24 protein-coding genes are annotated in these 21,864 nt (G+C 44.9%); 12 read left to right on the top strand and 12 right to left on the bottom strand.

Going from position 1 to position 21,864, the window contains the following annotated elements; translation table 11 throughout:
- Positions 1-21: 21 nt before the first annotated feature.
- From glyQ to VC182_RS04630, 6 genes are all read right to left on the bottom strand, one after another.
- On the bottom strand, positions 22-912 hold the full coding sequence (glyQ, locus tag VC182_RS04655) for a glycine--tRNA ligase subunit alpha (RefSeq protein ID WP_068319536.1): 891 nt from the start codon (positions 910-912) through the stop codon (positions 22-24).
- 59 nt (positions 913-971) lie between these two features.
- Positions 972-2,471: an apolipoprotein N-acyltransferase gene (gene lnt / locus VC182_RS04650; protein WP_072582899.1), complete on the bottom strand. Its 1,500-nt coding sequence runs from the start codon at positions 2,469-2,471 to the stop codon at positions 972-974.
- Positions 2,472-2,509: 38 nt separating this feature from the next.
- The gene (locus VC182_RS04645) at positions 2,510-3,349 is read right to left on the bottom strand and encodes an HlyC/CorC family transporter (RefSeq protein ID WP_216120259.1); all 840 of its coding nucleotides are present in this window, start codon (positions 3,347-3,349) and stop codon (positions 2,510-2,512) included.
- A 30-nt stretch (positions 3,350-3,379) separates the two neighbouring features.
- On the bottom strand, positions 3,380-3,853 hold the full coding sequence (gene ybeY / locus VC182_RS04640) for an rRNA maturation RNase YbeY (RefSeq protein ID WP_216120261.1): 474 nt from the start codon (positions 3,851-3,853) through the stop codon (positions 3,380-3,382).
- Complete coding sequence (gene miaB, locus VC182_RS04635; protein WP_072582745.1) at positions 3,840-5,189, bottom strand: tRNA (N6-isopentenyl adenosine(37)-C2)-methylthiotransferase MiaB; 1,350 nt, start codon at positions 5,187-5,189, stop codon at positions 3,840-3,842. Before miaB ends, ybeY begins: the two co-directional genes overlap by 14 nt.
- 66 nt (positions 5,190-5,255) lie before the next feature.
- Positions 5,256-6,518 (bottom strand): putative Na+/H+ antiporter, encoded by a 1,263-nt coding sequence (locus VC182_RS04630; protein WP_216120263.1) that lies wholly within the window; start codon positions 6,516-6,518, stop codon positions 5,256-5,258.
- 58 nt (positions 6,519-6,576) lie between these two features.
- Here VC182_RS04630 and VC182_RS04625 point away from each other — a divergent pair, with 58 nt between their 5' ends.
- Both VC182_RS04625 and VC182_RS04620 read left to right on the top strand, forming a co-directional pair.
- Positions 6,577-6,987, top strand: coding sequence for a rhodanese-like domain-containing protein (locus VC182_RS04625; protein ID WP_072582747.1), 411 nt, complete (start codon positions 6,577-6,579; stop codon positions 6,985-6,987).
- Between the two features lie 47 nt (positions 6,988-7,034).
- On the top strand, positions 7,035-7,424 hold the full coding sequence (locus VC182_RS04620; RefSeq protein WP_323484650.1) for an OsmC family protein: 390 nt from the start codon (positions 7,035-7,037) through the stop codon (positions 7,422-7,424).
- Positions 7,425-7,492: 68 nt separating this feature from the next.
- On the opposite strand, the gene VC182_RS04615 is transcribed toward VC182_RS04620, so the two are convergent.
- Both VC182_RS04615 and VC182_RS04610 read right to left on the bottom strand, forming a co-directional pair.
- Positions 7,493-7,780 carry a glycine zipper domain-containing protein gene (locus VC182_RS04615; RefSeq protein WP_215358625.1) on the bottom strand — a complete coding sequence of 96 codons (288 nt, stop codon included), beginning with the start codon at positions 7,778-7,780 and terminating at the stop codon, positions 7,493-7,495.
- Positions 7,781-7,827: 47 nt separating this feature from the next.
- Entirely contained in the window at positions 7,828-8,190 is a 363-nt protein-coding gene (locus VC182_RS04610; RefSeq protein ID WP_072582900.1) for a Rap1a/Tai family immunity protein, read from the bottom strand.
- Between the two features lie 135 nt (positions 8,191-8,325).
- Here VC182_RS04610 and VC182_RS04605 point away from each other — a divergent pair, with 135 nt between their 5' ends.
- The 3 genes from VC182_RS04605 to VC182_RS04595 are packed head-to-tail and all read left to right on the top strand — an operon-like array spanning position 8,326 to position 11,066.
- On the top strand, positions 8,326-9,528 hold the full coding sequence (locus VC182_RS04605) for an ammonium transporter (protein WP_323484649.1): 1,203 nt from the start codon (positions 8,326-8,328) through the stop codon (positions 9,526-9,528).
- A 56-nt stretch (positions 9,529-9,584) separates the two neighbouring features.
- Entirely contained in the window at positions 9,585-10,109 is a 525-nt protein-coding gene (locus VC182_RS04600; protein WP_072582750.1) for a gamma carbonic anhydrase family protein, read from the top strand.
- A gap of 27 nt (positions 10,110-10,136) precedes the next feature.
- Positions 10,137-11,066, top strand: coding sequence for an AEC family transporter (locus VC182_RS04595; RefSeq protein WP_072582751.1), 930 nt, complete (start codon positions 10,137-10,139; stop codon positions 11,064-11,066).
- Here the strand turns inward: VC182_RS04595 and maiA are convergent.
- Positions 11,037-11,717 carry a maleylacetoacetate isomerase gene (gene maiA, locus VC182_RS04590; RefSeq protein WP_216243296.1) on the bottom strand — a complete coding sequence of 227 codons (681 nt, stop codon included), beginning with the start codon at positions 11,715-11,717 and terminating at the stop codon, positions 11,037-11,039. The genes VC182_RS04595 and maiA overlap by 30 nt on opposite strands.
- Before the next feature lie 90 nt (positions 11,718-11,807).
- On the opposite strand from maiA, the gene VC182_RS04585 reads away from it, so the two are divergent.
- Positions 11,808-12,437 (top strand): trimeric intracellular cation channel family protein, encoded by a 630-nt coding sequence (locus VC182_RS04585; RefSeq protein ID WP_323484648.1) that lies wholly within the window; start codon positions 11,808-11,810, stop codon positions 12,435-12,437.
- Between the two features lie 176 nt (positions 12,438-12,613).
- Positions 12,614-14,284: an MFS transporter gene (locus VC182_RS04580; protein WP_323484647.1), complete on the top strand. Its 1,671-nt coding sequence runs from the start codon at positions 12,614-12,616 to the stop codon at positions 14,282-14,284.
- A gap of 66 nt (positions 14,285-14,350) precedes the next feature.
- Here the strand turns inward: VC182_RS04580 and VC182_RS04575 are convergent, their stop codons facing one another.
- On the bottom strand, positions 14,351-14,962 hold the full coding sequence (locus tag VC182_RS04575; protein ID WP_072582754.1) for an MOSC domain-containing protein: 612 nt from the start codon (positions 14,960-14,962) through the stop codon (positions 14,351-14,353).
- A gap of 30 nt (positions 14,963-14,992) precedes the next feature.
- Positions 14,993-15,316, bottom strand: a complete 324-nt coding sequence (locus tag VC182_RS04570; protein ID WP_323484646.1) for a DUF6150 family protein — start codon at positions 15,314-15,316, stop codon at positions 14,993-14,995.
- Positions 15,317-15,373: 57 nt separating this feature from the next.
- Between VC182_RS04570 and VC182_RS04565 the strand changes: the two genes are divergently transcribed.
- The 4 genes from VC182_RS04565 to VC182_RS04550 all read left to right on the top strand — a co-directional run bounded on the left by VC182_RS04565 (position 15,374) and on the right by VC182_RS04550 (position 19,713).
- On the top strand, positions 15,374-15,520 hold the full coding sequence (locus VC182_RS04565; RefSeq protein ID WP_323484645.1) for a hypothetical protein: 147 nt from the start codon (positions 15,374-15,376) through the stop codon (positions 15,518-15,520).
- A 604-nt stretch (positions 15,521-16,124) separates the two neighbouring features.
- Positions 16,125-17,336, top strand: coding sequence for a site-specific integrase (locus tag VC182_RS04560; RefSeq protein WP_323484644.1), 1,212 nt, complete (start codon positions 16,125-16,127; stop codon positions 17,334-17,336).
- 247 nt (positions 17,337-17,583) lie between these two features.
- On the top strand, positions 17,584-18,684 hold the full coding sequence (locus tag VC182_RS04555; RefSeq protein WP_323484643.1) for a hypothetical protein: 1,101 nt from the start codon (positions 17,584-17,586) through the stop codon (positions 18,682-18,684).
- A gap of 462 nt (positions 18,685-19,146) precedes the next feature.
- On the top strand, positions 19,147-19,713 hold the full coding sequence (locus tag VC182_RS04550; protein ID WP_323484642.1) for a site-specific integrase: 567 nt from the start codon (positions 19,147-19,149) through the stop codon (positions 19,711-19,713).
- Positions 19,714-19,747: 34 nt separating this feature from the next.
- Here the strand turns inward: VC182_RS04550 and VC182_RS04545 are convergent, their stop codons facing one another.
- Positions 19,748-20,683: a hypothetical protein gene (locus VC182_RS04545; protein ID WP_323484641.1), complete on the bottom strand. Its 936-nt coding sequence runs from the start codon at positions 20,681-20,683 to the stop codon at positions 19,748-19,750.
- A 143-nt stretch (positions 20,684-20,826) separates the two neighbouring features.
- Between VC182_RS04545 and VC182_RS04540 the strand changes: the two genes are divergently transcribed.
- Positions 20,827-21,774: a hypothetical protein gene (locus VC182_RS04540; RefSeq protein WP_323484640.1), complete on the top strand. Its 948-nt coding sequence runs from the start codon at positions 20,827-20,829 to the stop codon at positions 21,772-21,774.
- Positions 21,775-21,864 lie beyond the last annotated feature (90 nt).

The following is a 21,864-nucleotide window of genomic DNA, read 5'->3' as shown; positions in this document are numbered from 1 at the left end:
AATACGAAAATCTCGATGCGCTTAAGCCTGAGCTTTAGCTTGACGTTGACACATTGGGAAGCCCAGTTTTTCTCTAGACTCAAAGTAGGCCTGCGCCACTGCCCGAGAAAGATTACGAATGCGGCCTATGTAGGCTGCACGCTCAGTCACCGAGATAGCGCCACGCGCATCCAGCAAATTAAATGTGTGCGCTGCTTTAAGTACCATCTCGTAAGCAGGTAGTGCCAGTGGAACTTCCATCAAACGCTTTGCTTCACTTTCATAGTTTGTGAAGTTGGCAAAGAGTAAATCAGTATTGGAGTGTTCAAAGTTGTAGCAAGATTGCTCCACTTCATTCTGGTGATATACATCCCCATAAGAGATGCCGTCGGCCCATACTAAGTCGTAGACGTTAGAGCAGTTTTGGATATACATTGCCAAACGCTCAATACCGTATGTAATCTCACCAAGAACAGGCTTGCAATCTAAGCCACCTACTTGTTGGAAGTAAGTGAACTGCGTCACCTCCATGCCATTGAGCCAAACTTCCCAGCCAAGACCCCATGCACCCAGTGTTGGGTTTTCCCAATCGTCCTCTACAAAACGAACATCATTCTCTTTAAGGTCTAAGCCTAAAGCGGCAAGAGATCCTAGGTAAAGATCGAGAATATTTTCAGGTGCTGGCTTGAGGACTACTTGATATTGATAGTAGTGTTGTAAGCGATTTGGATTTTCACCATAGCGACCATCTTTAGGTCGGCGGGATGGCTGAACGTAAGCTGCTTTCCAAGGCTCAGGACCAATGGCGCGTAAGAAGGTTGCGGTATGGGATGTACCGGCACCAACCTCGAGGTCGATAGGTTGCAATAGGGCACAACCTTGTTGGTCCCAATAATCTTGAAGTTTGAGAATGATTTGCTGAAAAGTAAGCATGATTAACCTGGCTAAGCCTTTGATTTTACATGGCTAGAGCACTCTAGAGTTAAAAATGCTTAAAAACGCCTGTGACGAATCAGACCCCAAAGCAAGAGCAGGCAAGAAATACCCAAAATCGGTAAATTGCCCCAAATGACATAAGGTGTTTTTCCAGAATACGCCTGAACCTGGGTGCTGAGGGTTGTTTGGGTAAATTCCGGGAGCGCTTTTAGTACTCTGCCATCAGGACCAAGAACTGCAGTAATTCCGGTATTGGTGGCACGCAAGGCGGGAAGTCCAGTTTCCAGGGAGCGCAATTGTGAAAGCCTGAGTTGTTGAGTGGATGCTTGAGAATCCCCAAACCAGGCTAGATTGGTCATGTTAATAAGTAGGTTGACTGGCTGGTCGCTATGTTGAATGCGGGAGGCGAGTTCGCCACCAAAGACGTCTTCATAGCAAATCGTAATTGCCGCATGAAGATCATCTTGATCCTTGCGCACAATCGCAAAGGGGGGTTGATCTAGTTTTCCTCTTGCAAAGTCGCTCATGGGTACATGAAAGGCTTTAACGAACCACTGAAAACCTAGAGGGATAAATTCTCCAAAGGGAACGAGGTGGGCTTTATCGTATTGATAGGGCAATGCATTGGGCGAGAGTCCAGTAGCGCGATTCGAATACTGCATACCGCCTTCTCCAGGCACTTCGCCGATCAAGCCAAGCAGAATGTTGCTGTTACCTTTATTGGAAAAATCTTGCAGGTAATTAAATAAGCCAATTGGCAAATTGGGAAGTGGCCATGGAAACGCAGTCTCAGGAATGATGATAAGGTTGGCTGCTTCTTTAGTAATTTCTCCAGCATAGAAATCGATTTGCCTGCCAATAGCTTGAGGATTGAATTTCAGACTTTGTTCAAAGTTGCCTTGAATTAAGCGAACGCTAATTGGCTCTCCAACTGGCTTGGTGAAAGTAAATAAATTAGCGCTTTGAGAAATCCCAATGACAGCCAATATGAGGAACATGCTAGAAATGACATGCTTACGGGCTTGGTAAATTTCCCAGGAGGCCCATACTGCCAAAAAGGTACATGCTAGCCCGCCAAAGAAGGGTGCGACAGGCGCAAATGGGCCATTGAACTGGGTTTCTGCAAAGCCCATCCAAGGAAATCCAGTGAAGATATAGCCTCGTAGAAATTCCGCAAGAACCCAACTCGCTCCCAGCAGCAGACCAAATAAGCGACTCTGTTTAAACAGTGGAATAGCAAGTGTTGCCAATGAGAAATAGAGCGCCACATAAGCAGAGAGCAGGAATACACCCATACAAGCAAGTGGCGCACTCATGCCACCAACATCATGCAGGCTGATGTAAAGCCACCATAGACCTACAACAAAATAAGCGATGCCGAATGGGAGGCCTAAGACAAATTGTTTTTTAAAGGAGATGGGCTTCTGATCAAGACGCCACCACAGAAGGCTGAGAACGGGGATCTGAATCCAGCCACCATAGGGTAACTCAGCAACGGCAGCAAGGACCGCTCCCAATACAAACAGAATGCAAACTGAAAAGATTTTGATGCTCATGCCCGAATGATTGGAGTGCTGATCAAACAATGTAAATCTCAGTCTGATTTTTTATTGGATTGTCGTGCAAGCAGAATATGAATTTGTCTTGGGTCGGCGCGCTGCACTTCAAATTCAATGCCACCTATTTCAATGAGCTCACCCATTTTAGGGACGCGGCCTAAATGCTGAATCACTAAGCCCGCCACAGTCTCAATATCTTCTACTTCAAAATGAGTGCCAAGTCTTTCATTGAATTGCTCAAGCTCGGTAATGCCTTTAACGCGAATGTCGCCGTTATCCAAAGCGATGAGGTTGTCCGCTTCTTCATCGACGTCATGTTCATCCTCAATGTCGCCAACGATCTGCTCGAGCACATCTTCAATGGTGATGATGCCGGCAACGCCGCTATATTCGTCAACTACGATAGCTAAATGGTTGCGGTTATCTTTGAAGTCCCGTAATAGGACGCTAAGACGCTTGGATTCTGGAATGAATACCGCAGGACGTAACCAATCGCGGACCTGAAAATCTTTCTCAGTAGCGTGACGTAATAAATCTTTTGCTAACAAAATGCCAATGACGTTATCTCGACTACCTTCGAACACAGGAAAGCGGGAGTGAGCTGCTTCAATAACGCTTTTAATGATTTCAGAGAGGGGCTGGCCAATATCGATCCAATCAATTTGGGCGCGGGGTACGAGGATATCGCGAGCGCATAACTGCCCTACTTGAAAAACACCCTCAATCATGGAGAGGGCATCGGCATCAATTAATCCCTCAGCCTGAGCTTCCCGAAGGGTATCAATCAGCTTTTGGCGGCGTTCACTGGGTTCCGTTGGCTGCGGAGTTAAAAAATCAGCCAAGCGATCTAAAAGGGATTTATTGGGGTCAGGCATATAGCAAGAATAGCGTAGAAATATGGCAAATCAAGAATAGGGGTTAGCAAAGCCCAATTTTTGGAGGATTTGGATTTCCAGGGCCTCCATCTTTTTTGCATCCCGGCCTACCTCGTGATCATGGCCTTGAGCATGAAGGCAGCCGTGCACAATTAAATGGGCCAAATGGGCTTTTAGTAATTTACTTTGCTCTTTGGCTTCTTTTTGTAGAACCGGTAAGCAAAAAATAATATCTGCTACTACAGCTTCTTTTGAAAGCTCGTAAGGAAAAGTTAAAACATTGGTTGCGTAATCTTTTTGACGAAAAGCGAAATTTAGCTTTTTACCTTCCGCAGCATTCACAAAGCGAAGGGTAATTAGGCCACCAAGTGCCGTGGAACTCTTGACCCATTTCTTGATCAGGGTTGAGGAAGCTGCTTTATTGACGGCAGACTCAATCGCTGGACTGGCGTATTGCAGCTCAATCGCTAGCTTCGAAGAGATACTTTTTTTATTGACTGACATGGGCTTCTACCAACTCACCTCTGAGGGTGTAGTTCAGAACTTCCGTAATGCGAATGTCTACGAATTGACCAATGAGACTTTCAATATCTTGATCGGGTGCTGTGAAATGAATGACGCGATTATTTTCAGCACGACCCTGTAAGTTGACGCCATCCTTAGCAAGACCCTCAATTAATACTCTTTCGGTATTACCCAGCATTTTTTGGCTAATTTGGTTTGCCTGTCCCTCAACCAATGCCAATAAAGTTTGGAGGCGCTTGAGTTTGACTTCATAAGGCGTGTCATCGTGAAGGTTCGCCGCAGGAGTGCCTGGGCGCGGACTAAAGATGAAGCAAAAGCTGTTATCAAAGTTCAGCTCTTTCACCATCTTCAATAGTTTTTCAAAGTCAGCCTCAGTTTCACCTGGAAAGCCCACAATGAAATCACTCGACAGTGTCAGGTCGGGGCGAACAGCGCGCATCTTACGAATAATGCTCTTGAACTCTAGGGCTGTATAGCCGCGCTTCATCGCTGAGAGCATAGAATCCGAGCCATGTTGTACAGGCAGATGTAGGTGACTTACAAGCTTAGGCACTTTAGCGTAGACGTCAATGAGGCGTTGTGTAAATTCTTTAGGGTGGCTGGTGGTAAAGCGAATCCGTTCAACCCCAGGAATGTCAGCGATGTATTCAATCAATAGAGCAAAGTCAGCGATTTCTTCGGTATCACCCATCTTGCCAAGATAAGCGTTTACGTTTTGACCAAGCAGCACAATTTCTTTGACGCCTTTGCTAGCAAGGCCAGCGACTTCTGTCAGTACATCATCAAATGGCCTGGAGACTTCTTCGCCACGCGTATAGGGCACAACACAATAGCTGCAATACTTAGAGCAACCTTCCATGATGGAGACGTATGCAGAGCCACGAGTTTGGCGAGATGCGGGAAGATGGTCAAACTTTTCGATTTCGGGGAAAGAGATGTCTACTTGAGAGACTCCAGTTTTGCGACGCTGTGCAATGAGGTCGGATAGGCGATGGAGTGTTTGAGGCCCAAACACAACATCGACGTAAGGAGCACGACTAACAATTTGTTGACCTTCTTGGCTGGCAACGCAGCCACCAACGCCAATCAGTAAGTCGGGCTTCGTTTTTTTGAGTTCACGCAGCCGTCCTAAATCTGAAAAGACTTTGTCTTCCGCTTTTTCGCGGATAGAGCAGGTGTTGAGAAGAACCACGTCAGCATCTTCAGGGCGATCTGTTATGACCATGCCTTCGTCGGCATGCAGGAGGTCTGCCATTTTTCCCGAGTCATACTCGTTCATTTGACAGCCAAAGGTTTTGATATAGAGCTTTTTCATATGCCGTTCTCAGGTTTATAGCTGGGGGCGAAGCTCAGATTTTACTGCCTAAGGCCTCAGTTGTTCTTATATGAGCCTGTAAGCCAAGATTGCCACAATAGTGGGCGGAATAGCCGCCATCAATAGATATAGTGCTGAAACCGTATGTCCAGGAAAGTGGCCACGCAAGATCGCAATACCTGCTGGGTTGGGAGCATTAGCAATGACGGTGAGGCCGCCACCAGCAACTGCTCCACCCACTAATGCCAGCTTGAACTCCGGTGAGGTGCCAGTTACCAATGATCCTAAATAGGTGAGTGCCGCATTGTCAGTGAAAGCAGTCAAAACAAGACTGCCATAAAAGACTGCGGTAGGGCTCATCATTTCGAGAATAGGTTGCAGCCACCATCCTTGTAATGCACCCAATACTACTAAACCGCCCAAGAAGAATCCCACTAAAAGGGCCTCTTTCAGAATCAGGGGGCTTTGATGTTTTGGGTATGCCGTGGTGTAACCAATAAAGAAAAGCAGAATCCACGTGAAAATAATCGGATCATGCGCAAAGTAGACCACTCCAAACAGGAAAAGCAGGTGCGTCAAAATAACTGCTAAAGGAATTTTGGCTTCCTTTTTGTCAGCATTAGGTTCAATTAATTGGCGATGAAATAAAAGTGTTGCTGCCAGAGCGTTGATGAAGATTGCTATGCAAGACTCTAGACCAAAGTTGCTAAACATGAATGCTGAACTCCATCCCCAAGTGGAGGCCACCATGAGAACGGGCGGAGCGGCAAAGTTAGTGAGTGTGCCTCCAATGGAGATGTTCACAAAGAGCACGCCAAGAGTGCCAAACAGAAGCGCTTTAGAACATTGGTGACGATAGACAAGATCGCGCAATAAAAAAGCAGCCAGAGTCATTGCTGCAGGTTCGGTAATCAAAGAGCCAAGGAGGGGCGTAGCGCCTAGGATTAAAAAATATAAAGCAGGAGCACTTCTGATGCGCAAAAGGTATTGCAGGCCATTGCCTAGCACATGCAAAATTTGCGTAGAAAAATACAGAATAGGTTTTGTGCCGGCGACAATCATGATGGCAAAGACAAAGAGTGGTTCTGTGAAATTGCGTTTATTGAGAAAGTACTTTGCTGTCCCTAAGTCGTCATATAAGGAAATGAAAATAACCAATATGGCAGCCCAAAAACCAAAAACAATTTCTACTTCGCCAAGCAAATGCCAAAGACCAGCATGCCGAGGCGATTTTTTAGCAATCGTTTCAAAATAGCCCGTGCAAAAGGTATGCAAAACAGCAATTGCAAAAATAATGCTTGCGCCAAGTTCTGTAGGGGTAAAGTTCATAGCAGAATGGTAGCAGGTGCTTGGTGACACTAAGGCATTGTTAATTTAGGAGATTTTGGTGAAATTAAAGATTGGATATCAAGCGCTCATTCAGGAAGCAATGGCTGAAATTGAGACTCTTCCTGTGGAAAAGGCGTCAGATTTACTGGCGGATCCAAATGTGGTGTTTGTGGATATACGGGATGTTCGTGAGTTAGAGCGTGAGGGCATGATTCCGAATGCGATCCATGCCCCCAGGGGGATGTTGGAGTTTTGGGTTGACCCAGATAGCCCTTATTACAAGCCAATCTTTGGTGAAGGCAAAAGGCTGGTGTTGTATTGCGCCTCGGCTTGGCGTTCGGCCTTAGCAACACAAACTCTTCAGAGAATGGGTGTACCCAATATATGTCACTTAGAAGGTGGCTTTAGTGCTTGGAAGAAGGCGCAATTACCCGTTACAGAAAAAGCAAGTAAATCCCATTCGGGTTAAATTCAGTCTTGATCATTTCTACGGATTAATAATTTTTTAGGATTCTTATGAGAAAAGTAGTTTCGCAATTTGGCCAAGGCCCCCTACAGCAGAAATTGACTGCTGGTGATTTACATTTTTTGTCTGATGCAGAAGTTTCTAAAGGTGGCTCTGATAGTGGCCCAAGTCCTCACGAATATCTTGGCGCAGCATTGGCTGCCTGCACCTCAATGACTTTAAAGATGTACGCTGGACGCAAAGAAATGAAATTAGATAATGCAATTGTGACTGTCGATATTGAGAGGCATGATGATGTTGAAACATTCTCTCGTGACATTCAGTTGCAAGGCAATTTGAGCGCTGAAGAGAAAGAGCGCTTACTTGAGATTGCACATAAATGCCCAATTCATAAAGCATTGTCAGGACAGATCCAAATAAAAACCCAGCTAGTAAATTAATACGAGCTGGGTTGGTATTGCTGAACTCGGGCCTCAAAAGGCCTGGGTATTCTGCTTAGCTAGGCTTATTAATTAGGTGCCTGAGCTGGCTGATTATTTTTACCAGCGTTATAACCAGAGTTGTAATTAGCAGCTTCATTTTTCTTGTATGCATCATAGACATAGCCAGATGCTGCACCAACTGCTGCACCACCAACTGCACCCCAAATAGGATTGCCGTGAAAGATTGCGGTGCCAACAGCACCAGCAGCTGCGCCAATGCCGGCGCCTGAAAGTGTACGTTGTTCTGTGTTGCTCATGTTTGAACAACCAGCAATTGCTAAAGTTGCTGCGGTAATTGCGATAATTTTTTTCATCTCAACTGATCCTTTAAATGGGTATTCGTTTGTCTAAGTTGCTTTGATTATTTTCTGGCGCAAGGGAAGCGTGAAGCTAAGAAGCCCAAGAAAACGCCTGCTGCTGGTTTGTCTGCAACTTGTGGGGTGTTGTTTGCAAACTTCACAAAATCACCAATGACTTCATCACGCGCTGGAGCAGGTTGTTTAACGCAAATAAATGGCTTTGCACGTTGTGGGTGACGAGTAGCTAAATAGGTTTCATAAACAGAGGTAGTAAAGCCAATACAGAAACTACGAGATTCTGGGCTTGCAGGAAGTTTGCAAACATTCGCAAGTTCTTGAGTGCTTAATACCTTGATGGTTTCTTGTGCTTGAGCAAGACCGGAAAATGCGGCTAAAGCGGCCAATGCGATGAGGATTTTTTTCATGAGTTCTCCTGTGGGTGTATGTAAAACCATGATAAACCATAAAAATCTCTCCATATGCACTAAATAGGTGCGCTATGCCCCTTTTTGGGATTTTTCATTCCCCATAATGAGGCAAAAAATAAGAGGGGAAATTGCATGGAAACTTTGAAATCTGGAAGTGATGCTTTATTTATCTTGCTTGGCGCCATCATGGTTCTTGCCATGCATGCAGGCTTCGCATTCTTGGAGTTAGGAACGGTTCGGAAGAAGAACCAAGTCAATGCCTTAGTCAAAATCTTGGTGGACTTTGCGGTCTCAACAATTGCCTATTTCTTTATTGGCTACAGCATTGCTTATGGTGTGAACTTTTTCTCTGGAGCAGAGTTGCTAGCAGAGAAGAATGGCTACGAGTTAGTCAAATTTTTCTTCTTACTGACTTTTGCCGCTGCTATCCCTGCCATTATTTCTGGCGGCATTGCAGAGCGCGCTAAATTTAATCCGCAACTAGTTGCCACTTTTGTATTGGTAGGTTTTGTCTACCCATTCTTTGAAGGCATTGCTTGGAATCAGCATTACGGTATTCAGGCTTGGATCAAGGGATTTACTGGTGAAGAGTTTCATGACTTTGCGGGATCAGTAGTGGTTCATGCAGTAGGTGGTTGGATTGCCTTGCCTGCTGTTATTTTGCTGGGCGCGCGCCGTGGCCGTTACACAAAAGAAGGTCAAATCTCTGCTCATCCACCATCAAGCATTCCTTTCTTGGCCTTGGGTGCATGGATCTTAGCGGTGGGTTGGTTTGGCTTTAATGTGATGAGCGCACAAACGATCGACAAAATCAGTGGTTTAGTTGCAATGAACTCGTTGATGGCGATGGTTGGTGGAACATTGGCTGCTTGGGTGGTAGGTCGTAACGATCCTGGCTTTACATACAATGGGCCGCTTGCCGGTTTGGTTGCAGTATGTGCAGGGTCAGACTTAATGCATCCTCTCGGTGCCTTATTTGTTGGCTTGGTTGCCGGCGCCTTGTTTGTGTATATGTTTACCTTGGTTCAAAACCGCTGGAAGATTGATGATGTTCTCGGTGTTTGGCCTTTGCATGGCTTGTGCGGTCTTTGGGGTGGATTAGCTGCTGGTATCTTCGGGACCAAAGCCTTGGGCGGAATTGGCGGTGTTACTTTTACTGGTCAGCTGATTGGTAGCGCCTTAGGTGTTGGCATTGCATTAGTTGGTGGCTTTGTGGTCTATGGAGTCCTGAAAGCAGTCTTGGGTATTCGGATGTCTCAAGAAGAAGAATTTGAAGGTGCAGATTTAAGTGTCCACCGCATTTCCTCTACGCCTGATCGTGAGCCAAACTGGTAATGCACTTTTAGTGCTCAGTCGTTTATCTATGGCCTGATTCATACCTATAATGAGTTATGGCTATATTTGAACTAAACGGAAATGCCCCTCATTTATCTGAGGGCGCTTGGGTTGCCGATAGCGCAGAAGTGATCGGCAAGGTTGAGCTTCATCAAGATGCCAGTATCTGGCCCAAAGTTGTTATTCGTGGTGATAACGACCTTATTCAAATTGGCGAAGGCAGCAATGTGCAAGACGCTTCTGTTTTGCATACCGATCCAGGTTACCCACTCATCATTGGCAAGCATGTCACTGTTGGCCATCAAGTGATGCTGCATGGTTGTCACATTGGAGACGGTAGCTTGATTGGCATTGGCGCAGTCATTTTAAATGGCGCAAAGATTGGAAAAAACTGTCTCGTTGGTGCGGGCGCACTTGTTACCGAAGGAAAAGAATTTCCGGATGGCTCCATGATTTTGGGAACTCCCGCTAAGGCGGTAAAAGAGTTAACCCCGGAGCAGATTGCTGGCATCCACGATATTGCTGGTCGCTATGTCAAAAATGCGCAGCGTTATGTCAAGACGCTGAAGAAAATTTCCTAATCCCTTAAATATCACCCGTTAAATATTTTGCTCTACGTATTTAATGTAGTTCTCCCAGTGTTCCTACTCATCTTTATTGGGTATGTTGGTGGGCGTGCTGGTAAGTTAGGCATTAACGCTTCAGTTGAGCTCAATCGTTTTGTGGTTTGGTTGGCATTGCCTGCGCAACTCTTTAACTTTGCCGCCAATAGTGGCTGGCAAACACTATGGCAACCCGGTTTCATTACTGCATTTTTTCTAAGTTGTTTAATTGTTTTTGTCCTGGTGCTCTTGGTGAGTTGGCTACGTCATCGCGATTTAGCGGCAGCTAGCTTTGATGGCCTGAGTGCCTCTTATTCAAATACTGGGTATATGGGCATTCCTTTGTGTGCACTTGCCCTTGGCCAAGATGGTTTGGCACCCGCGATTATTTCCACCTTCATTGTGTTTGTCATGTTTGCTTTAGCAACAGTCTTGATTGAGATTGGCATCTTGTCGCATAAGAAGCCGCATGAGATTGGGTTGAGCGTCATTAAATCGCTTTGCACCAATCCCTTATTAGTAGCTCCAGTGGCGGGTCTGTTATGGTCTTCCAGCGATTTAACTTTATACGATCCCATTGCACAAGTGATTGCATTCTTAGCAGCCGCATCGACACCTTGCGCTCTTGTTTCCATCGGTCTATTCCTGATGCAAAAAAGTACTGCCGGTCCTGCTCAGGCTTGGGGTATCAGTTTGGCAAAGCTGCTTCTGCAACCTTTGATTGCTTGGGTCATTGCGGCCCCCATCTTGGGGCTACCAGCATTATGGGTGAGCGCTATCGTGATACTTAGTGCGCTACCAACTGGTACGGGGCCCTTTATGTTGGCGCAGTACTACAAAGCTGACGGTAGCGTGATCTCTAGAGTGGTACTAATTACTACTGTGAGTTCTTTGCTGACGCTCTCTTTATTTTTGTGGTGGAACAGCGGGATTTAATCCTTCAGCATCCAATTGTTTTTCCCAAGAGGCATCAATAAAGGCGGGTAGCGTCATGCACTCATGAAAAATTCGCATGAGAGTGGGGTAGGGTTTCACATCCACTTTTGCGCTCAGTGCGTTAAATAGCTGAGGCACTAAGCAGACATCAATCAAGCCCGGTTGATCTCCATAGGCAAATTTCCCAACACGAGAATCAATGCTTAATTGTTTTTCTAGGCTCTCCAGTCCGACCTTGATCCAGTGCCCATACCACTCATCTTTCGCCTCACTGCTGATACCTAGTTTTTTGATGAGGTAGCGTAAGACCCGCAAATTATTGATTGGGTGAATATCACTTGCAATATCCATTGCGACAGAGCGAACCCATGCTCGGTCAATTGCTATTGTTGGTAGGAGTGGTGGCTCAGATTGAATCTCTTCGAGGTACTCAATAATGGCTAAGGATTGATGAATGCTTTTTTCACCATCTTCCAGAAGAGGTACTAAGTGATTGGGATTTTTCTTGCCATACTCCTCACCCAATTGATCTCCGCCATTTTTACCGAGATGCACGGGAATAATTTCGTAATCCATAGCCTTGAGATTGAGGGCAATGCGAACCCGAAAAGCGGCGGAGCTGCGCCAAAAGCTATACAGCTTGGAGGTCATATCAACACCTTATTTGCACTCATAGCTGACAGTATATTGAGGATGGTCATTCAAGTCTGTGCTCAGACAAAGTGCATTAGACTCATTGTTATGGAAGACATTAATTTCTGGATTGGCATCATTGCAACCATGGCCTTTGCGGTAACGGGTGTCTTAGCCATTGCAGATCGTGGCGTAGACCTCTTTGGCGTCTTGGTGCTGGGTTTAATTACCGCAATTGGCGGCGGCACTATTCGCGACATTATTTTAGAAGCACCCATTTTCTGGTCTGAGAACCAAATGTATGTGTGGCTTGCTCTAGCTGCCAGTGTTATTACCTTCTTCGCAGAATCTTTCTTCACCCAGCCGCAAATTTATCGGTGGATGCTGTATATCGATGGTTTTGGCGCAGCTCTCTTTGCTATTCAGGGGGCTGATAAGGCATGGAGCATGGGTTATGGTCTGCCTGTGGCGCCAGTCATCCTGGGTGTGATTACTGCAATTGGCGGCGGCCTATTACGGGACGTCTTGGCTGGTAGAAAAACACTCATCATGTCGCATGAGCTTTATGCCATTCCAGTGACTTTAGGTTGCTGCGCGTATGTTCTGGTGCTGAACTTTTTACCCCAGTATGTTGTTGAGGGCTCCGTGATCTGTATGCTCGGAATTTTTGGACTGCGCGCAGCTGCTATTTACTGGGATCTGCACGTACCCAAAATGTTTATTACTAAAACACGCTAATTGCACCAAGGCTGGGCTCATAGGTGCTGCGTAGCTAGCTCTAATTCCTAAATATCTCGGGAAAACCCCGATCCTATTTGATGGGGAATTACCCTAACTAGTGGATTTCTTTGAATTTTTTCAAAGCATAATCGATCCGTTGTTATTTATTTAATAAAAATAGTTAGGAGCTACTGATGTCAACATCAACTAAAGCAGCCCCAATGACCGCTGAAGAACGCAAAGTTATTTTTGCATCATCTTTAGGTACGGTTTTTGAGTGGTACGACTTTTACTTATATGGTTCACTTGCGGCAATTATTGCTAAGCAATTCTTCTCTGGCCTAGATGCTGGTTCTGCCTTCATTTTCGCTTTGTTAGCGTTTGCTGCTGGTTTCATCGTGCGTCCATTTGGCGCGTTGGTGTTTGGTCGTCTCGGCGATTTGATTGGTCGTAAATACACCTTCTTGGTTACCATCTTATTGATGGGCGGCGCAACTTTCGTTGTGGGTATTCTGCCTAACTATGCAACTATCGGTGTTGCTGCTCCAGTAATCTTGATCGCATTGCGTATGCTTCAAGGTTTGGCTTTGGGCGGCGAGTACGGTGGTGCTGCTACTTACGTTGCAGAACACGCTCCTCATGGTCGTCGTGGTGCTTACACAGCTTGGATTCAGACAACAGCTACTTTAGGCTTGTTTCTCTCCTTGCTCGTGATTTTGTTCACACGTGAATTCACTGGTCCAGACTTTGATGTTTGGGGTTGGCGCGTTCCTTTCATCGTTTCTGTTGCATTGTTGGCGGTTTCTGTATGGATTCGTTTGTCCATGAATGAATCCCCAGCTTTCAAGAAGATGAAAGAAGAAGGCAAATTGTCTAAAGCGCCTTTGACAGAGTCATTCGGTCAATGGAAGAACTTGAAGATTGTGATCTTGGCATTGTTTGGTCTGGTTGCAGGTCAAGCGGTAGTTTGGTACACAGGCCAGTTCTACGCTTTGTTCTACCTCACACAAGTGTTGAAAGTAGATGCTAAGACAGCGAACTTGTTGATTGCTGGTTCATTAGTAATCGGCACACCATTTTTTGTGGTCTTCGGTAGCTTGTCTGACAAGATCGGTCGTAAAGTGATCATCATGGGCGGTTTGTTATTGGCTGTAATTACTTACATCCCTAACACCCCTGTTTCCGTGTTTAATGCTTTGACACACTTTGCTAACCCAGCGTTGGAAAAGGCAATGGCAACAGCGCCAGCAACTATTACTGCTGACCCGGCTGAATGTACATTCCAGTTCAACCCAACGGGTACAGCGAAGTTCACAAGCTCTTGCGATATTGCAAAACAAGTGATGGCCTCGAACTCTGCTAGCTATACAACTGTTGCGGCTCCGGCTGGTGCCACTGCTGTTGTGAAAATTGGCGATATCGAAATCCCTGGATATACATCTAAGGGCATTGATCCTGCTGAAGCAAAAGCGAAAGATGCTGAGTTTAAAAAGGCAATTCGTGAGGCTTTGAACAAGGAAGGCTATCCTGTTAAGGCTGATCCAGCACAGATTAACTACGTTGCTGTATTGTTCTTGTTGGTGTACTTAGTACTCTTGGTAACCATGGTTTATGGCCCAATTGCTGCGATGTTAGTGGAGATGTTCCCAACTCGCATTCGTTACACCTCTATGTCCTTGCCATACCATATTGGTAACGGTTGGTTCGGCGGCTTATTGCCAACGATCTCCTTCGCCTTGGTAGCGCAAAACGGTAACATTTACTACGGTCTCTGGTATCCGATCATCATCGCTGCGATGACATTGGTAATCGGTACGTTGTTCATACGTGAAACTAAAGATGTAGATATCTACGCACGCGACTAAGCGGATTGACTAAGATTCTTTAGTCTGCATCAAACAAGAAACCCGATCAGAAATGGTCGGGTTTTTTTATTCCCACAAATCTTTTTGATTGCGATTATTTAAGAGTTTTTGATTTTGCTGGGCGATAGAAGTTTCTCTTGCCCCAGGGATTAAAGTAATTTCGGCACCAGCCGCAAGAACTCCAGTTTTGATAACGCGTAAATACCAACCACTAAAGCCGGACTGCAGCATTGCTTTGCTTGCACCCTTGTAAGCAACAGCAGCGTTGAATTTGAAACAGGGTTCGCGGAGTTTGACGACAGCAAATTCAAGTTCGCCAATAACCAATTTATCCCCAACAAACACTGCTGTTTCTAGCAGGCCTTCGATTGTGAAGTTCTCGCCGATAGCACCATGTTGTAAATCAACCGGCTGCTTGGTTTCTCGAGTGAGCAGTTCATTCCAGAAGATGTAATGCTCTGCTGGATAAACATAAATGGCTTTTTCAATTCCGCCATGTACCGATAGGTCAGCTTGTTCATCGCCTTTAATGCCTAGTGGAGTAATTTTAACTGGAGCAGGATTTTCTAAATCACTTACCACCTGCTTGCGAATAGCTGAAGCAACTGATTTGTAATTAGGATGGTGATTGCCAAATAAAGGAGCTACCTTACCGGCGGAGATGGAAAGAAGTTTCATGAGGTAAGGAGGGTGATTAAAAGATGTTTATTAGTAGCAACAGCGCGCATCACTCTTGTACTTAGTGAAGTGCACAATAAGGTCTGCCTCGGATTTGTATTGGGTGTAGTAAATCACGGCACGGGCATCGCTTTTGTATTTCGTATAGAACCAAACGCCCGGCTCGTTATCGCTGGAGTATTGGGTGTCATACACAATGCAGTTCGCCTCAGACTGGTACTTGGTGACAAAGACCTTGGCATTGGCCTCTGATGGGTAATTGGTAATGAAGATTTGAGCTGCAGAAGCGATCGTAGGGATGCAGCTACTCAAGAGCAAAAAGCTGAGTAGGCGCAAGAGAAATGAATTCATCATTTGGGAATATTACGCTTTCTACTTTTTAGGTGTTCATCTGGCTGATATGATCACAGGATGAACACCTCTCAAAAGAAATCTTTTTTTATATTGAGCCAATTGGTCTTGGTATTTCTTTGTGCCATAGCGAGTTCAAGCATTTACGCTAAGTGGGATGAGGAGCGCGACATGACTACCAATGGCAAAGAGGAGTTGGTCTACTAATTCAAGACTAATGAGCAGGGTCAAAAGCTGGTCTTAGATAAATATGTAAAGCGCCTGATTTTTATACGTCCTGATAAATTTTATAAGCGCTCAATCAAGCAAATTAAGATTGATGGGGTGGTGGTAGACGTCAATAGCGACCCTTTTTCGCATTACCCTGAACAAACCGCGATTGTTTTTGAGAACAAGGATGAGGTCCTGAAAAAGCTCTTTTTGGCCAAGAAAATCGAATTTAATGTCCTTTATGGCCGAGATGAGGCTGTCAGCACCTTTCAGATCAAATAGGGATTTGAGCACCTCCAGCAGTCATAGGGTTGGATTGGTTTAGACAGATGCATTCCGATCATTTACAATAACGAGTTCGGCGAATTAGCTCAGCTGGTTAGAGCGACGGAATCATAAAAATGTTTGTGAGTGCTAACTCAGTTCTAAAACATTGATTTAAGCATACTCAAATTTTGCCGTTCACTACACACCAAAAATATTGGCATCAAAAAATATTTACACGCATTAATCTGCGTTCGCAGAACATCGTGTGAGATTTTGACTACGAAGAAAAAATAATCGTCGTAGAAAATGCAAGACGACAGCACACTAAGCGTGTATGTCTAATCTCAATCAACTCTTTGCAAACCCCATCCCCTCAACCCCAAAGGCTATAAGGCTTATAGACGGGAAGGTTACTGTCTATAAGCGTCCCCAGTCGGCACAATGGCAATGCCGCTTTAAGCTGGCAAATAACAAGTGGCATTCGGCAAGCACTGGTACAGACGAGCTAACTGAAGCTAGACGCAATGCCATAGTTCTTTATGAAACTGTGCGTATCAAAATCGACGCAGGGTTAGCACTCACAGAAAAAACATTTGGACAGTTAGCATTAGAAGAGATGGCAAATATGCGTCGCACTTCGAATGGTAAGAGAGGTGAGCGTAACTACAAAGATTATTTTTTTATCTGGCAAAAATATCTCATTCCATTTTTCGGAAAATACAAAGTTGGTGAAATCACGCAAGAGTTAGTTGCAGACTTTGAAGCGTGGAGAACTTCGGTAATGGGCAAAGAGTCAAAAGCAATCACTAAAAAACATCACGCACTGGCATACAACAGAGTGGTGACGTTGGCAAAAGAGCTTGGACAGATTTCTCAAAACAAGATTGTTCCATTGCTAAACATTGCTGGTGCAAAGAGCGAGCCTCGTCCCGCCTTCTCGCAAGAAGAGTTAGAGCAGTTGTATGCCTACTTTCCGATTTGGCAAAAAGATGTGCATCACAGACATTCGGGTGAAGTTAGAGTGCTGTGTGCCGCTTACATTCAGTTTTTGGTGAATACAGGCATTAGGCACAGTACCGAATCTATGCCGCTGAGGTGGAAGCACCTGCAATGGCACTATATCGGCGATAAGCGATATTTACGCATATGGGTGAGTGGCAAGACAGGGCAGAGGTATTTAATCGCTAAAAACGCTGTTTTAGAGGTTTTGGAGGGGTTAATGCACTGGCAGAAGCTCCCATATGCCAGTTTGGGGGAAATCATCGACATAAAGCTCGATAAAAAGATATTTACGCTCCCCACAGGTGAAATGCCCCATTTACTGGAAAACATCTTTCGACACTTAATGAAAAAGAGCGGATTGCTCAAAAATGGTGCTGGGCAGAATAGAACGCTGTATAGCTTGAGGCATACGTATGCAACACAGGCATTGGCTAGTGGAGTAGATATTCACACTTTAGCCAAGCAGATGGGTACTAGCGTCTTAATGATTGAGCGGCATTACAGCAAAATCACCCCAATGATGAATGCTGAGAAGCTGGCTTAAATGAGGGGTGGGAGTGTCGTGTTAAGCACGACAGGCTGATAAGGGGCAGACTCCAGAGACTCAAAACAAGGTGTTTTCAGAGATTTGACTGGCGGAGAACGGCCAACATGAGATGCTGTTACCCATATTTTTAGATGGGTGGCTGAGGAGATATTCCCTTTTTCCGCCAAGAGGCATTATGGCGGGAGTTAAAATAATAATTACAATTAAAATTATCAATTATTAAAACCAATTACTAGGAGTTTCTGTGGAAAATCGTTTACTACTCTCTATTGCAGCACTCTTTGTTGGTGTGGTAGTTGCTGCCTGTGGTGGAGGCGGTGGCTCTAGCTCTACTTCTAGCGCTAGCTCTGCAGCTCCTGCAGCCGCAACGACTGCGACCTATACGACCTCATCAGCCGCTGGCGAGGTTATTTCCTTTACTGTTGATACAACCAATAAGGTTTATAGCTATACCAATGTTCAGTCTAGCTATGGATTTACTGGAAAGACGGGAACCGGAACATTAACATCTCAAAATTCAGATGGCTCATGGAACCTTTCAACTTCATCAGATAACTTCATTAAGTCTGCCACTGCCTTAATGAGTTCAAATGGTCTCGTAGCTGGTCAGTTAACTGTTAACTATGGCGGTGGGGCTGGCAATCAAACAAATCCAATGTTTGGCGTAAACGGTCCAATTACTTCAATAGCCAATTTGGCTGGGACATATAACTATATTAGCCAAGCTTGCTCTACTAAAACGTATGGCGTTAATACAAATGCATGTACTCCAGTGCATGGAACGCTTATCGTTGATACTTCTGGCTCCTACAAAATTTGCAAGAATGCTAACCTTGTGCTTGATACCGCTTGCTCAGGTGGAACGCTAACAACTGGCACTATTTCAGCAACCTCAAACTCAGGTGTTTACAACCTATTGAGAAATAACGGCAGTCAAAGTCCAAATCCAGTTGGCGGTACATCGGGTACTTTTGTGGCATACACCTCTGCCAATGGTCAAAAAGTAGTGGTTGTCGACTTATCAGACAGTTACTATGGTTATGGTCAAATGATTGGTTCAACGCAAACGGCGATTGTCTTTAGTCAGACGGATGGAACATGGTATTGGGCTGAAAATGATGGTTTAACTGGAACCACAGTATTTTCTGGGTTGGGATTTACTGCGTATCCAACTGGCATGAGCACTGTCACCGGCACAATGACCACCAATGCCAACTGGACCGGGTTGCTTAGCTTTACCCGTATTGATGGTAGTTATGGAGTTGCAATTGTTGCTGGCACCGGTCTATATGTGGCGCATGACAACACAAGCTCTGGCAATTATGAGGTTGGGGTTAAGAAGTAATTGAGCTTCTGGTCTGTAGAAAGAACCGCCTTCGGGCGGTTTTTCTTTTCCGGCGAGAGTCTCTTGTGGGTCGAAAGTTGCCAGCGGTAAATATGTAATACAAACGACTGCTTTGAAGTAATAAGCAGTCGTTAGGTAAGGTGTCGTGTTAAACACGGCATCACAACCCCCTAAAAAAACGTCTATATGCAAACTAATTGCGGCGCCAAATAGCTGTGCATCAGGGAACCCCTGGTTTAAGCGTGTAGCCTGGATTTGAGGTGTTTGCTTAAATTCGTCGTCTTTATCCCACGATTTGAATAAATACATTTAACTCCACCAAAGATTATTGCTATTTTCTTTGGCGGAGCTAAATGCTAAGTCATTGATTCTTGGAAAGATTATTGATCACACATTTTGGTCGTTCTTTTGAGCAAAAGAATACAAACTGCATACACAGTTTTATTTATCTAAAGGACAAAAATGGCTCAAGCAAAAACACTCACCACAAACGAATTAGAACAAGTCTTACGCTACATCAGTAGCACAACTTATGCAGAACGCAATCGCGCAATGTTGCTCATGGGATATTGGGCAGGACTTCGCGTTAAAGAAATTGCCCAATTAAAAATGGGAGATGTATTAAATGACGATGGCTCGATTAAAAGTGAAATTCGTTTAAGTGCACAGCAAACCAAAGGCAATGACGGCAGAACTGTATTCTTGCCAGTAAAGTTAAAAGAAGAATTGGCCGTGTATCTCAAAACTCGACATATCACCATGCCTGATATTCCCTTATTCCATACATCTAAGCGTTTGGGCTGGACGCCTAATACCTTATGCCAGCACTTCTTTTGGCTTTATAAGAAAGCGGGTATTGCGGGTGCTAGTAGCCACAGTGGTCGTAGGCAATTTATTACGACCTTGGCAAATAAGGGCATCTCTGTGCGTATTTTGGCTAGCTTAGCGGGACATAAGAGTATTGCTGTAACGCAGAAATACATTGATGTGAATGACGATATGAAAAGAGCGGCTGTGGAGTTGATATAGCTTTATAGCGTGTAGTGTCGTTTTACACACGACACTACTTATTACCATACCAGCTATAAACAATCTTCTTGGCATCCTCTATCTTTGTTCCGCTTAGCGTTGAGGCTAAATCCAATTCCCACCAAAGTTTTTCAAGCTCTGCGTGGGATTCTCTTTGACCTTTGCTAAACCTTTCGATTGGGGAAATTTTTGTAAAGCGAGGAAACTGACCTATCTCCACATTGCCAATTAACATATTGGCGCGGCTCAAATAGCGACTGACTGTCGCCCGCATGATGTTTAGCCGCTTGTGATGAATGAATGGATCTTCGGCTGGGCTCTCGTTGGCTGGACTTAATCGTAAAACTTTGCCAATCCGAAATAAATCACCTTTAGTCGAATACTTATCCACTGCGTCACCCAATGCAACAGGCTTAGCAATCAACTCTCTATGCAAGCACCAGACTTCGTGCATTTTTTGCAAAGTAGGCAAGCGATACAAGACGGGGTTAATTGGAAATTCTGACTTACTTGTTTCCAATTTATTGGTGGGGCGTTCATCGATATGTTTTTTCAGTATGCGATTGATCTGTCGATTGATAGATGCCTGACTCATGGACAGTGGAATCTCTAGCAATAGCTTGCCATCCCGCTCTTCGGATAAATTACTAAGGTCATCGGCAACCTCCATTACTTTGGGCAATTCAACCTGCTCCCTAAACAAGTAAGAGCCTTTCTTTTCATACCAAGTATCAAAATCCACACTGTGAATATCTCCAAACTTGCGATATAGCCGTCGTAAGCCTTCATCCGTGGTGCGAGGATTCATTGGGTTGGAGGAGGTTTGGCAAATTAGCCAATAGTCCTTGCTAAGACGCAAATACTCCCACCACCAACGCCTAACGCTAGTGCGGGCATAACTGAGCTCCTCCTCAATGGTGCGGGAGCGTAATCGCCCAATCCCCTTTTGAATGCCTCTGATATACCGCATAAGCCTTTACCTATATAGGATTAACAGTATATATCAACTATGACCAATTAAATAGTTAATGCGGATAGTAGGGGTTGTGGGCAGCGAAACAAACCAAAAGCAGTCCGCATATTTACTAACCCGTCATTAAAAGGAGAAACCTTATGACAACAGCAACTTTGGCAGTAAACGCAGTAAATCCTTCAATTAACTTGGCAGCCCTGAATGTGCCTGCAACGGTTGTCGTGTCAAACACGACACCCGTTGCTCAGCCTAGCGCATTTGAGCAATTGAAGTCTTTGGAGTCAGCCCGTATTAGCTGGGAAACAGTTGAACTTGCTCAGTCTAATAATCGCTTATATGGCATTTTGAAGCAGGCTTACAGCTTTTATCTGGTGATGAAGCAAGACGCTGACAAAGAAGTGCGTAAAGCTAAGCTAGAGGCGATGGAGGCATTTATCGCTGACAAGGGCTATACCAATAGCTTTGGCGCCACAACACACGATATGACTCGTGTTGTTAAGTGTGTATTTGGTGTTGATCGTCGTCGTGTTTCAGCATATTCAATTGCTTTGCGTGAAGCATTGCGACAAGAGGTTGGAGCTGATGACTTGGTTGCATTTTTGCAAGAAAACGGTGGTGTTGAGCAAATTCGTATGGGTGGCACTAAGCCTTTGTCAGCCACTAAGCGAGCTGAGCTTGTTAAAGCCGAAGTAAGCGAAGCTGTGATCAGTAAGGTGAAGTTTGACGCTGAAACAGTTAAGGCAAATGCGGACTGGGTGGACAAGCAAGTGGTGTTTGTGGCTACTTACTTGCCTACAGGCGAATTTGAGGTCAATGCTGTGATTCGTCACGACGGCGCTGTGAATACTGCGCTGGCAGCGTATTACACGCTCGCACAAGCTAAAAAGCGCGAAGAATTAAATGCGCTCAAAAAAGCCGAAGAAGAGGCAGCAAAAGTGCAAAAGTCAGAAGCGAAAGCAGAAGACAAAATGGCTAAGCAAATTGCCAAGACTGCGCAAGAAATTGCAGAGAAGGAGCAATTGGAAAAAGCTACAGAGGCTTTTAACAATGCATTTGAAACAGAAGCAGCAGAAGCTGAACTTGTTTAACTAACCTTTGGGGCTATGGCGACATAGCCCCCTTTTTTTATTCTTATATAGGAGGGACTATGTCCTTATTTGCACCCAGTTGTTTAGACG

Source organism: Polynucleobacter sp. AP-Nickl1-40-C4, assembly GCF_035012665.1.
In the GTDB taxonomy this organism is placed as follows: Bacteria; Pseudomonadota; Gammaproteobacteria; order Burkholderiales; family Burkholderiaceae; genus Polynucleobacter.
Note: the sequence above shows the minus strand (reverse complement) of the source record. Positions and strands in the feature narration are given on the sequence as shown.